The sequence below is a fragment of the Vibrio sp. 2134-1 genome, assembly GCF_033339495.1.
Map to the genome: position 1 here is coordinate 127792 of NZ_JAWOUS010000012.1, position 12757 is coordinate 140548.

General features: G+C 45.1%; 9 protein-coding genes. 5 read left to right on the forward strand and 4 right to left on the reverse strand.

Going from position 1 to position 12757, the window contains the following annotated elements; genetic code table 11:
• Positions 1-3 precede the first annotated feature (3 nt).
• Positions 4-633 (reverse strand): glutaredoxin 2, encoded by a 630-nt coding sequence (grxB, locus tag R7R78_RS14755; RefSeq protein WP_029825713.1) that lies wholly within the window; start codon positions 631-633, stop codon positions 4-6.
• 216 nt (positions 634-849) lie between these two features.
• On the opposite strand from grxB, the gene R7R78_RS14760 reads away from it, so the two are divergent.
• Entirely contained in the window at positions 850-1785 is a 936-nt protein-coding gene (locus R7R78_RS14760) for a LysR family transcriptional regulator (RefSeq protein WP_213866901.1), read from the forward strand.
• On the opposite strand, the gene R7R78_RS14765 is transcribed toward R7R78_RS14760, so the two are convergent.
• Positions 1738-2649 (reverse strand): LysR family transcriptional regulator, encoded by a 912-nt coding sequence (locus tag R7R78_RS14765; protein ID WP_213866902.1) that lies wholly within the window; start codon positions 2647-2649, stop codon positions 1738-1740. The genes R7R78_RS14760 and R7R78_RS14765 overlap by 48 nt on opposite strands.
• Positions 2650-2869: 220 nt before the next feature.
• On the opposite strand from R7R78_RS14765, the gene R7R78_RS14770 reads away from it, so the two are divergent.
• On the forward strand, positions 2870-5749 hold the full coding sequence (locus R7R78_RS14770; RefSeq protein ID WP_225473876.1) for an amylo-alpha-1,6-glucosidase: 2880 nt from the start codon (positions 2870-2872) through the stop codon (positions 5747-5749).
• Between the two features lie 104 nt (positions 5750-5853).
• Here R7R78_RS14770 and R7R78_RS14775 read toward each other — a convergent pair whose 3' ends face one another.
• On the reverse strand, positions 5854-7422 hold the full coding sequence (locus R7R78_RS14775; RefSeq protein WP_225473877.1) for a DEAD/DEAH box helicase: 1569 nt from the start codon (positions 7420-7422) through the stop codon (positions 5854-5856).
• A 718-nt stretch (positions 7423-8140) separates the two neighbouring features.
• Here R7R78_RS14775 and R7R78_RS14780 point away from each other — a divergent pair.
• The 3 genes from R7R78_RS14780 to R7R78_RS14790 are packed head-to-tail and all read left to right on the forward strand — an operon-like array spanning position 8141 to position 11838.
• Positions 8141-9496, forward strand: a complete 1356-nt coding sequence (locus tag R7R78_RS14780) for a diguanylate cyclase domain-containing protein (protein ID WP_225473879.1) — start codon at positions 8141-8143, stop codon at positions 9494-9496.
• The gene (locus R7R78_RS14785) at positions 9483-10799 is read left to right on the forward strand and encodes a glycosyltransferase family 2 protein (RefSeq protein WP_213963647.1); all 1317 of its coding nucleotides are present in this window, start codon (positions 9483-9485) and stop codon (positions 10797-10799) included. Before R7R78_RS14780 ends, R7R78_RS14785 begins: the two co-directional genes overlap by 14 nt.
• Position 10800: 1 nt before the next feature.
• Positions 10801-11838 (forward strand): HlyD family secretion protein, encoded by a 1038-nt coding sequence (locus R7R78_RS14790; protein WP_225473881.1) that lies wholly within the window; start codon positions 10801-10803, stop codon positions 11836-11838.
• Between the two features lie 52 nt (positions 11839-11890).
• On the opposite strand, the gene R7R78_RS14795 is transcribed toward R7R78_RS14790, so the two are convergent.
• Positions 11891-12601 carry a biotin/lipoate A/B protein ligase family protein gene (locus R7R78_RS14795; RefSeq protein ID WP_225473883.1) on the reverse strand — a complete coding sequence of 237 codons (711 nt, stop codon included), beginning with the start codon at positions 12599-12601 and terminating at the stop codon, positions 11891-11893.
• Between the last annotated feature and the right edge of the window lie 156 nt (positions 12602-12757).

Below are 12757 nucleotides of genomic sequence, written 5' to 3' on the forward strand. Positions count from 1 at the left end.
TCCTTAGATAAGCACTGGCACGTTGGTCGCTTTACGAGCGGTTGCCATCCAGTGAAGTACGGCTGGATCCCATTGTACTTCGGGCGCACTGAAAAAGCCGCGTAGAATGGAAAACATAATGGCTTGATCAACCAGTGACGTTTGCTTTTCTGAACTTAGGTTGAGCAAGGGTTTGGTTTGTTCTATCAAAGCGGCGACTTCTTTCGCAATCGCAGGTGTATCGTTAATCAAGGCTTCAAAATTTAACGCTTCGGTTTCTTTTTTTGCACGCCATGCTTGTTTAGCTGTTTCTGTTGCAAATTCTGGTAACGTCATGTTTGACCAACGCGGATACCCGACTTTTTGTAGCGGTAAAAACGCCTGTTTTTGCCAGTCTAAAACCGGTGCTGAGGGTTGGCTGCTTTCATTGGAAGATGCCAATTCAAGGAAGTAGTTGATGATGTCTAAGCTTTCCGCCATCGCTTCGCCATCGTCTTTGATCAAAAGAGGAACTTGTTTTGCGCCGATGATGTTTGTGGTAGTGCTCTCGTCGTCATAAGCAATGTTGATGACGTCGAGCTGAATATTCAGCATGCCTGCAACAAAACGGACGCGGGCGCTAAAGGGGCAATGTTCATAAATGTACAGTTTCATTTTTTGTTTCCTATCTCTTGGCTGGGCAGGGCGTGTTGTTGTGCGTTGAACACAGTGACGCCGAATACAGCGTGACGGCGTTTAACTTTGCCCTGTCACATAACGTTCTGGGTCTAAACAATGTCGATAGGGTCAGTATATGGATTCGACTTAATTTGATAATTGGGTAATATCTGAATTGATTATTCAGTTTTTCCAAATAATAAGGGCGCGAAGGTGGATAAGTTTTCGGATATGACGTTGTTTGTCAGCATCGTTAAACATCAAGGTCTGGCAGCGGCGGGAAGGGAGTTAGGTTTGTCTCCGGCGACGGTAACGGCAAGGCTGCAAGCGATAGAAGAACGCTATGGCGTAAAGCTGCTCAACCGAAGCACACGCCACGTATCACTCACGGACGCAGGGGCAATGTACCATCAAGCTTGTCTGAACATCATTGATAGTGTGAAAGAGACGGAAAACTTGCTGCAAACGGGTATTTCGGAAGTGCGCGGAACGTTGAAAATTTCAGCTCCACGAGATATTGGCAAACAAATTATTTCGCCGATGGTGTCGGCTTTTTCTGAGCAATATCCGGATATGACGCCTTATCTTTATCTTAATGACAATTTATCGAACTTGGCTGAATCGGGGCTCGATTTGGTGATTCGTTACGGCGAGTTAGCGGACAGTAATCTCATTTCGCGCAAGCTGGCATCGAGTCAACGTGTGCTGTGTGCGTCACCTGATTATTTGGGGAAGCAAGGTGTCCCAAACTGTCCACAAGATCTCGCGGATCATCGCTGCTTAGCCATGGTGCGTAGCAATGAAGAATTAAAAACGTGGCACTTTAAAGATGAAGAGTCTCACCAAACGATCATGGTCACGCCAAAGCGCTTTTCTGATGATGGTGAAGTGATTCGACAATGGGCGTTGGAGGGGGCGGGGATTGCGTTGAAATCGATTTTAGATATTCAGCAAGACCTCAAACAGCAACGTTTAGTAACGGTTTTGGATGGGTATATGAAAAACTTCAGCGCCTTCTCGCAAGGCGCTGAAGCGGATCTGCATGTCATTTATCAAAGCCGTCAATATCAACCGAAAAGAGTTCGCCTGTTTTTGGACTTTCTAGTTGAGCAATTTAGCGCGCTGAGTGATGCCAGCAATCAGCTCTAGATGCGATTCAGAGGTTTCTCTGCGGTGGCGATAAATCCCGACGGTGCCAGGGTTTGGTTCTTTTTCCATGGTTAAGCATCGTAAGCCAAAGGATTCCAAATACGGTTGCAGATGGCGAGTATAAGACATCACCGCGACGCTTTCTTTCAGTACATCAATGCTGGCGAGCAGAGAATCCACTTCGTAAGTCGGTCTGTCATCCAGTTGCTGCCTTTCGCGTTCATTTTGTTTCGGGATTGGGTTATCGATGACGTGAGCGAATTTCTTAGCGTCATAAGTGACCGAAAGAGCGGGGTATTCGTGCAGCATCTCTTCGGTGACGGCTTTCCCTAGAAGTGGGTGGCTTGGGGAAACAAAATAGGCATCAACCGTTTGAAATAGTGGAATAAACGTAACATCGCATTTAGACGACAAGCCGACAATCTCGTGGCCGATGAAGAATTCAATCTGTTCGTTGATTAATGAATCCATCAAGCCTAAGTGGTTGCCAAATTCGACGTGCGTAGATGCCGATGGTTGCTTGGTCAGATGGTCATTGAGTGCTTGTTTGACGAACAGCGGCCACCACGCATCGCCAGTACCCATTTTAATTTTTCCGACTTGGTACTGTTTCCGTTCATCAATGCTTTGCATCATTTGGTTGTATTCATGCTGCATCGCGTTGCTATGGCGATAGAGGATGCGTCCGTATTCGGTCAACACCATGCCATTAGGATGACGTTCAAACAGCGTCACGCCGAGATTCTCTTCCAGCTTCTTTAAATTGCTTGTTACCGTTGGCTGGCTTAACCCTGCCATTCTTGCCGCAGCACTGATGCTTTGGCAGCGTGCAACCAGTAAAAATTGCTGCAGAGATTTGTCCATTTTCTTTCCCCTCTAAGAACGAGGGGTATTTTGCACAATTTCATTTATAAATCACAAATCTGTAATCTCATTTGATTGAAATTATGCGCATTTCATAGATCTACATCACTGTTAGGGTTTGACGTATAGATGTTATCTATAGCTCGCTCCTGACTTCCTATTTTCCCATCAAAAGGGTGTTCTTTAGACTGTCGCCAAAACAACAATCTAAGGGATGAACATGAAACCGAGTTTTATTGCGCTTGCTGTCGCGTCTTATATTGGTCTTGCTGGATGTGGGTCAGATTCCTCTGATGCGCCTGTGCCGGTCGACAAACCAATTATTTCAGCCGACTTATATTTACGTGGTTTAAATGGGGATTGGGGCACGGCAGAGCATGCCAAGCTAAACTATTTGGGTAATAACGAGTACGAAACCGTACTGCGCGTCGCTCGAGGTAGCAATCAGTTCAAGATTGCTGATCCGGGTTGGCAGATCCAATACACCTATTTTGAGGAGCCCGCGGCGTTCGATAAAGCTCAAGAGTACCTGCCAAAACCGGACACGAATGAAGCGTGTATGAACGATGATTGCAACTCTGAGATCACGTTTGAAGACAAAGGGTATTACAAGTTTTCTGTGAGCTTTGCCGATGAAAGTCGCGCGACAATGACTGTGACGAAAGCAACGCAAGAAGAAGCGGAAAAATACTACTCTGATGCGATTCTCGACCCTGCAATGGTGCATGAAGGGCATCAGAATAAAGAAGTGAAACTGTTCGCCAATTACGATGACTCGAGTGATACCGTGATTTTTTCGGTGAAAGATCCTAAAGCTGAGCTGCGTGAATTTGGTATTTCAACGACGACAGAATTGCGTGATGCGCTCGACCAAGGCTTAGTGATTAATGAACAAACAGGGCCGCGAGTGGTGTCGGGCGATGTCGCGTTTGATGCGTTGTTTGCGTTGACGATGAAAGAGCTAGACCAGCTTGCCGTTTCTGAAATCAAAGACGGCAATTACAACTACAACAACCCAATCAAAGCGGAAGTTTTTGAGACGGGCGCGAAGTGGCATTACGTATGGACGCGTGATTTGGCGTACGCAGCAGACCTTTCGCTTGCATTGATGAATCCAACTCGGGTGCAAAATGGTTTGAATTTCAAATTGTCCGCTTTCCGCGATACGACCGATCAGCAATACGATGGCGAGCAGATTGTGCAAGATACGGGCACTGGCGGCAGCTGGCCAATCAGTACCGACCGCACGACTTGGGCGCTTGGTGCAGAACGCTTACTTTCGGCATTGGATGGGGAAGAGTACAACCAGTTTGCTGAGCGCGCATATAAAGCTATCAGTAATACACTTGAAGCCGATCGCCTGGCGGCTTTTGATGCGAAATCTGGTTTATACACTGGTGAGCAATCCTTCCTCGATTGGCGTGAGCAAACGTATTCAACGTGGACGCCAAACGATGTCAATGCGATTGGTAGCAGTAAAGCGTTATCGACAAACGTGGTTCACTACCGCGCGATTCAGCTCGCGGCTAAGTTGGCAGAGAAGTACGATTCAACCAATGCGGTCAAATACACCGAGTGGGCTGCACAGCTAAAAACCGCTATCAACGAGCAGTTTTGGAATGCCGAACGCGGTATGTACGTAAGTTATTTGTTTGATAATGGCAAAGACATCGCGGTCGACAAATATGACATGTTGGGCGAAGCACTTGCGATCATCAGTGGTGTGGCAAGTGATGCGCAGGCGAAACAAATCATGGCCAATTACCCACACAGTGAGTTTGGCGTGCCGGTTTATTTCCCTCAACAACCAGACGTGCCTGTGTACCATAACCGCGCAATTTGGCCATTTGTTACCGCGTACAGCTTGCGCGCCGCGCATCAAACACAAAACGTGGCAGCAGCGAACAATGCCATTCAATCGTTGGTTCGTGGTACGGCAACCAACTTATCCAACATGGAGAACTTAGAGTGGCTTTCTGGTAAGTCATTCATCATCCATAGTGATCATGGCGAAGATCCGAGCTTTGATGGCCCAGTGATTAACTCTCAGCGTCAGCTTTGGTCTGTGGGTGGCTACTTGAACATGGTGGTAGAGACCCTATTCGGCATCCATACCGAAACGGGTAAGTTGGAAGTGAAGCCGTTTATCACAAGTTGGGTGCGCAATAACTTGTTGGCTCAGTCTGAACAAATTACGTTGGAAAACTTTGCCTTCAAAGGAAAGAACTACTCGGTAACGATTGACTTGCCTGAAGTAAGCAAAGATGACACAGGTTACTACCCAGTTGAAAATGTCACGATGGACGATGAGGGGCATTTCCACGTGACATTGGGCGCGCTTGTGAATGTAGATAGCAGCATTACTTTAGTTTCTGGTGTGAAACCGTACGCAAGTGAAGATAGTCGCGTTTATTCTCCGCAAGAGCCAACATTGGTGGTAAAAAGCGTTGATAATTCGGTTTCGATTGACGTGACGAGTAAGTACAACGTGAACTTGTATCGCAATGGCGAGCTGATTCAAAAGAACGTGATTGCTCAATCTTATTCCGATACGCCAACAGGTTTTGCTTGTTATTTGGCTGAAAGCATTAACGATAAAGGCTTCCGTTCTAACCCAAGCCAACCAGTTTGTGTCGGTGAAGAGATCCGCATCAAACTCGATGGCGAATATCAGCCACTCAAAGATAATGTCTCAGTGGTTACGGTGAGTAAAGACAGTGGCATCGTAAAAGGTGCAGAGTCGTTTACAGCCCCTGTAACGGGCACTTACCAGTTCGATGCTTGGTACAACAATAACCTAGGGCAACTTAATACTGGCATCACGAACACCGTGAAATTGTTAGAGGTATTGGATGATGCAGGTAAGGTGGTTGGCCAAGGTTACTTGCAGATGGGCCATATTGGTGAAAACCAAGGTATGCGTTACTCAACGCCAATTGAAGTAGCGTTGGAGCAGGGAAAAACCTATCAGATCGCGCTGAAGGACCACTTCAATATGAGTTACCTCAAATCGAATGAAACCTACATCTACGCTGGTGGTATTGAGGGTGAAAAGAACGAAGCGCAAATCGCAGATATTCGAATCACACCTTTAATGTAGACTGTTTTAACAAAGCTGTATTCTAAAAAACTGTGTTTTAAGAAAAAAAGCCGCTGAGATTATCAGCGGCTTTGTTGTATTTGCTATCGGTGGCCGTTTACAGATTAGTTTGCAGCCTGCGGACGAGGTTTACGGCGCTGACCTGACGGTTTGTTTCCTGCAGGCTTAGCATTGTTTGGCTTGCGGTTACCAGACGGTTTACCAGCGTTGCCACTCTTATTACCGTTTGGTTTATTTCCACTCGGTTTATTGCCATTTGGCTTGTTGCCGTTAGGTTTACGGTCATCTGGTTTGCTGTGTGCACGACCTTGGCCTTCACGGTTACCTTTAGGCTTACCCACACCGCCTTGGTTGGTGCTGTTTTTGTTGCCGTTGTTACCACCGTTGAAGCGACGCTTAGGTTTGTTTGCACCATTGCCTGCTTTCTTATTGGTTGCTGGGGCGTTTTCACTTGCAGCATTTGGCGCTTTTGGTTTTTTCGGCTTCTTAGGTTTTTTCGGTTTGATTGGGCGAGTATCCAGTTTAGATTCTGGCACCACATTGGTTGGCGCAAAACCTTCCAACTCTTTACGTGGTAGTACTTCTTGAATCAAACGTTCAATCGCAAACAACTCAGATGCTTCTAGCGCACACACCAGTGAAATCGCTTTACCTACTTCGCCCGCGCGGCCAGTACGACCAATACGGTGAACGTAGTCTTCTGCCACTTTCGGTAGCTCAAAGTTCACCACTTGCGGTAATTGCGGAATATCGATACCGCGCGCAGCAATGTCCGTCGCGACCAACACACGAATTTCACCCGATTTGAAATCCGCCAGTGCTTTGGTACGTGCGCCTTGGCTCTTGTTGCCGTGGATGGCAGCAGCCGGTAGATTTTGTTCGATCAGGAACTTCGCCAGACGGTTTGCGCCGTGTTTCGTTTTCGTAAACACCAGCACTTGCTTCCAATCGCCGTCTTTGATCAATTTAACCAACATCGGTGCTTTTTTCTTCACGTCTGCAGGGTAGATGCTTTGCTCAACCGTTCTCGCCGTCGAGTTCGCCGGGTTCACTGAAATCTCAACCGGGTTGTTCACCAAGCCTTTCGCAAGGTCGCGGATTTCATCCGAGAAAGTTGCCGAGAAAAGTAGGTTCTGACGCTGTTTTGGTAGCAGAGCTAGGATCTTACGAATGTCACGGATAAAGCCCATATCCAACATACGGTCTGCTTCATCCAGCACTAGCACTTCCAGTTGGTCGAATTTCACTGCATTTTGGTTGTACAAATCCATCAGGCGCCCTGGTGTCGCGACCAACACATCCGCACCTTTGCGAAGACGCTGCATTTGCGGGTTGATCTTCACACCACCAAAAACAACTGCACTGTTTAGTGGAAGGTGACGGCTGTACATAAACACGTTTTCTTGCACCTGAGCCGCAAGTTCACGCGTTGGCGTCAGGATAAGTGCACGAACTTGGTTAGCACGAACGCGAGGGCCGTTCGATAAACGCTCAAGAATCGGTAGCGTAAAGCCTGCGGTTTTACCTGTACCAGTCTGCGCTGCTGCCATTACGTCTTTCCCTTCCAAAATAGCAGGAATTGCTTTTGCCTGAATTGGCGAAGGGGTGTCGTAGCCTTTCTCTTGAATAGCTTTAAGGATTGGAGCAGATAGACCTAACGAGGTAAAACCCATATGTATGATTCTCAATTGTAGAGTTAGATAACAACGCGCCGAAAATAAATCGGTGCGAAAAGTGCGACATTCTGAGGCTTTTACGCGCAGGCTTCAACTAATTCCGTCATGGATAAATATTTGAACTGGATCTCATTTATTTTTTGAACAAAAAAGAGCATAGAAAAGTGACGTAGATTCATTCTGTAGTTTGAATGTGTTACGTGTTCTTTCGGAAAAAACAGCGAGAAAAATGGTGATTATTAATCACTCAAACGGCTTAAAAATACTTATTTGATAAATAATCAGAATGATTGAATGTTATTCAGTGTTTTGCCACTCAATTTTAATGGAAATTAGTTGGTAAAGTATTACCAAGTCTCAGATTTGATACATGACGGTATGGTTAAATGCTGAGCAGAAAGGAATCGACTGATATAAAACAATGAGCTTTATGTGAATGCAAGGATCTAATTCTGCATCAAATCGCACTATTATCCCAGCTTGCTAACAAAAGGTTGTACTATGCGCTTTGCTGTCCGATTTCTCTACTCACAGACTCCTTCACACTTTATTCAGAGATCTTTCTGCTTTTACTGCCTGAGTTAAAGCTCTCTAAATATTTGTTCTATTGTTGTATTTAACGGTGGCAAGGTTTGTCTACCTAGAGTGCCTTGTTACTGCAAGTTCTATATTTCTGATGTTATGAATTAATTTTGTGGTTGTGAGAACTAATAAAATGTCGTCAATAAATAACAATTTCTACTGGGTTGGTGAACAGCCTGTCAGTGAGTTAGCTGAAGATATGGTTTTGGTTAATCATATTGATGAGGTGGCAACGGGACTCGGTGGCATGGTGTGTATTGCTTATCAAGATTCACACCAAATAGATACCGCGCTGAAAGCGTTTTATCAGGAGAAAGGACGTTGGTCTTGGGCGGTTTATGTCTCCGTGGAAACCCCTTATTCTCGATGCGTTACCGACGGTGTATTTGAAGTTAGAGAATCAATAAAAATTTGGCGATCTATTCAAAATAAGCTCGATGCCATTGATGAACCGGAAGTGTTAGACCCTTTGATTGGTTGGCTTGGGGTCAATCGTCAGCGAAGAGTGACTGCTTTAAAAAGCTTAGAGTCTATGTCGGTTTATTCGTATCCAATTATCGATATGTTCTTTCCTGATATTTATTCGACTTATCGATACGTACTCTCAGAGCAAGGTCGCGGAGTATTAGAAGCAGAAGTACTGATCGACAGAATTCGTGTTTGTTCTCAATGTAATAGCGGGCACTTGAATTATGTAGAGGTGTGCCCGGATTGCAGCAGCATCGATATCGACTCTCAAAGCTCTTTGCACTGCTTCACTTGTGGCCATGTTGGTGAACAACACAGCTTTCAGCGCCGTGGAAAGCTCGAGTGCCCCAAATGTTTGACTCAGCTGCGCCATATCGGCGTTGATTATGATCGCCCGCTTGAAAACCACGTTTGTAATAGTTGCTCCAGTTTATTTGTTGAAGCGGCGACGATCAGTCAATGTTTAAGTTGTGACTCAAAGATCAAGGTTGAAGAGCTTGTTGTCCGTAAAATTTACCAATATCGACTTGGTGAAGTGGGTGAATACATTTTCCAACACGGTAAGTCCATTCAAGCTCCTGAACTCTCGATCAAAGGCAAAGTGGAAGTCAGCTTTTTCCAAAATTTGCTTGCATGGTTAAATAAAGTCGCGCTGAGACACAAAGAACAGCACCTTCTACTTGGACTGCATTTACCGACGATCGATGAATACGGTAAGCAATATGGCGATGCAAGATTGTTCTCATTGATGGATCAACTGACGCGTCGTCTTAGCGGCTTGTTTAGAGATACCGATATCTGTTGTCAGTACAAACAGGATGTTTTGCTTGTCCTAATGCCAAATACGACCAACGCGAGCCTGTCCATTTTACAGCAAAAATTATCGGATCTGGGTGAACTAGTTGAAGACGAAGAGTTTGAGTTGGATGCCTTTGCTTGGGACCTGCCCGATCCGATCATTGAAGACGGTGTTTCTGTTTGGATGGAATCGCTGATGGGTGAGATTTATGCTGCAAGATAGTCTCGTTCTGCTCGACTATCTTCGAGGCATGCTACTTCACAATGAAGAGTTATGGCTATTACTGTTTCCCGTCATGATCATTATCGAGCTACCTCTATATTTGCTGGTGCTAACAGGGATATTTCGTTGGTCATATGCGCAAGAAGACCGAGAATTAAAGCGGTTTCCTTCAGTGAGTTTCGTTATTACTTGTTATGGTGAAGGTGATGCGATTGGGATCACTATCGATACGTTAGTTGAGCAAGTTTACCCAGGTCATATTGAAGTACTTGCTGTGGTTGATGGGGCGGTACAAAACCAAGATACCTATCAAGCCGCGTTAAATGGTGAGAAAAGGCATGCAGGCGTTCGTAATCGTAAAGTGCGCGTGTTGCCAAAATGGCAACGAGGAGGCAGGGTCTCAACACTGAATGCCGGCTTATCAATGGCTAGTGGTGAAATCGTCATTAACGTGGATGGAGATACGTCATTCGATAACGACATGGTCTTCACCATGATGAAACAGTTTGCGGATAAAAATGTGATTGCGAGCGGTGGTGCGTTAAGAGTTCGCAACCATAACGCCAACTTGTTGACCAAAATGCAATCCTTGGAGTACATGCTGTCGATGCAAGCCGGTAAAACGGGGATGGCGACGTGGGGAGTGCTCAATAACATTTCTGGCGCCTTCGGAGCGTTTCGGAAGAACCTGCTTAAGCAAGTGGGGGGCTGGGATACGCATACCGCAGAAGATCTCGACTTAACCATGCGCTTGAAGCAATACAAACGTCGTTACCCTGATAATAAATTGGCCTTTTCGACGCACTCCATCGGCCATACTGATGTACCAGATACGTTGAAAGGTTTGGTATTGCAGCGGTTGCGTTGGGATGGCGATTTATTGTTTTTGTTTTTGCGTAAACACAATGAAGGGTTGTCTCCACGGTTACTTGGTTGGGGAAACTTCTTATTCACTTTGGCTTATGGCGTGATTCAAAACGTTTTATTGCCGCTGCTTGTGGTGATATTTAGCGTGTACATGGTGATTGTCTATCCACTTAAATTTGTATTGGCGTTGATGCTAATGCTCTATTTTGTCTACCTCTTCTTATCTGCTCTGATTTTTGTTGTCTACATTGGGCTTGTATCAGAGAGAAAAAAAGAGGATCTGAAGTCAGCGAAATGGTTATTTCTTTACCCTGTCTACCAGTTTTTCATGCGTTTGATTACCGCTTTCTCAATGGTTAACGAGGTTGTGAGGAGAAGTCATGAAGAATCAAGTATGGCACCTTGGTGGGTATTGAAGCGAGGTAAAAAGTTTTAGTATGAAAGTTAACTTTCACTTAGATAAGAAAAACAAACCGCAGTCTGAGAGCGGTATGAAAGTCGTCTATGGACAGGCAAAACGTGGCGGCTATCGTCTTCGTTGGTACCTGATTTTAGCCATTGTAGTCAGTCCACTCTTGTTCATGGCATATTACTTGTTTCGAACTCAGGTGTTAGTGACAGCGCCAGCGATAATTACTTCTTACCCATTAACGGTAACCGCAACTCGCTCAGCGATTGTTGGCCCTATTCCGCTCAATGTTGGTACGGAAGTAGCTCAGGACCAAGCGCTCTTGCTGTTAAAAGACAATGCTCTGAACAAGGAGATTGATTTTATAAAAGAAGAGTTGATTAAATTGTCTAAAAATCAGGTTCAGAGTACGGATGAACTGTATAAAAATGCGATTGCAAGTTCTGAAGAGGGCTTGAAAAAAGTACAAGAAATTCAAAAAAAATATGACGTGTATAGAAAAAAGGGACAGGTTTCAGAGGTCGATTATGCTGCAATTGTTAGTGTAAATAACTCTTTGAGTAATCAATTGAGTAGTCAAAAAATTGCTTACGTAGATGCGATGCGCGATTTAGAAGAACTGGAGCTTGCTGGTCCGGTAACTCAAGAGTACCGATCATTAATGCGTGAATTGGTAGTCAAACGCGCGCAACAAGAAAATTTAACTTTTCGTTCTCCTATGAAAGGGCGAGTGCTCGATGTTCATGTACACGAAGGGCAAAATGTCTCTGAAAATACTCCCTTACTTACGATCGCTCGCAATGTTACGCCGGAGATAACCGCTTTCTTAAACCCTAAATATCTCCAATACAGTAAGATGGATACTAAAGCGAAAGTTGTATTTCCTGATGGTCGAAAGTTTAGAGCGACGGTATCGAAGCCAGTTGAGGTTGTGAACAAATTGCCTTCTGAACTGCAAAGCCCATTCGAAGGTCAACCTGCGTATTTGAAGGTGACGCTGAGTTTTGATGAAGCTCTAGAAAAAAGCCGTTGGATTGAAGGCGTAGAAGTCGAAGTTCGCTTTTAATATCGTTAAACAAAAAAAGGAGCTTTTGCTCCCTTTTTGTTTACACTGATTTTTACTCCGCTTTTGCATGCGTTAAAAACGCACTCGTCAATTGCTGAAAGAGCGAATCTACCGATGGGCGGTCGGATATATGATAGAAGAGTGGTGTGTGGACATCACCACGAATATCATCGCTGTGACCGCAAAGCTGATTACACATTCGTACTGGTTCGACAATCTTCTCGACGTCGGCATCAATCAGAATGCATGCTTGTGACAATACCACTTGTCCGCCGCCTTTTTTAAGTAAAACACGCTGCGCGGTTCCCACGACTTTTTGCCCGCCAATGTTGAGGTTGTACTCGCCATCGCAGTAGGAATAAGGCGTAGCATGAACATCCACTTTCACGCCGAGCTGTTTAAAGAAAACCGTTAATATCGCACATAAATCGAGATACGCTTTTTTGATGTTGTAAGGCTCGCCTTCTGGCCAGTGGTAAATGTGGGATAGATTGATAATACCTGGCACCTGAGGGACTGGGGCACCACCGGTTTTACGAGAAAAGAGCTTCCAGCCAGACGTATTTAACGCATGTTCTAACTCATTAGACACTGGCCATTTCTTACCCGCGGGAAGCACGAGCGTTGGACTTTTTACTTGCCAAAGCAATAGCACTTGCGAGAGTTGGTTGGACTGAACTTGTTTAATGAGCTCATCTTCTTTGTCAAATGCATCAGCGACTTCCGTAGCTGTGTAGCGAATTAGCTTATTTTTAGCAACCAAACTCTATCCCTCGCGGCTATTTAATCATTACTGTTGTATCTCAGATACAGCTTTATTGCTAGGTTTGAGTGATTAGGTTTTTGCTCGCTAGTTGCATGATCACCTTTTGAGTCTTTTCCGTTGTCCATTAAGTTTGCTTGAACACGCGATAAAAAG

Excerpts from the sequence above, each read along its gene's own strand:
- R7R78_RS14770 (WP_225473876.1), top strand. The coding sequence starts at position 2,870 with ATGAAACCGAGTTTTATTGCGCTTGCTGTCGCGTCTTATATTGGTCTT.
- R7R78_RS14785 (WP_213963647.1), top strand. The coding sequence starts at position 9,483 with ATGCTGCAAGATAGTCTCGTTCTGCTCGACTATCTTCGAGGCATGCTA.
- R7R78_RS14765 (WP_213866902.1), bottom strand. The coding sequence starts at position 2,649 with ATGGACAAATCTCTGCAGCAATTTTTACTGGTTGCACGCTGCCAAAGC.
- R7R78_RS14780 (WP_225473879.1), top strand. The coding sequence starts at position 8,141 with ATGTCGTCAATAAATAACAATTTCTACTGGGTTGGTGAACAGCCTGTC.
- R7R78_RS14790 (WP_225473881.1), top strand. The coding sequence starts at position 10,801 with ATGAAAGTTAACTTTCACTTAGATAAGAAAAACAAACCGCAGTCTGAG.
- R7R78_RS14775 (WP_225473877.1), bottom strand. The coding sequence starts at position 7,422 with ATGGGTTTTACCTCGTTAGGTCTATCTGCTCCAATCCTTAAAGCTATT.
- grxB (WP_029825713.1), bottom strand. The coding sequence starts at position 633 with ATGAAACTGTACATTTATGAACATTGCCCCTTTAGCGCCCGCGTCCGT.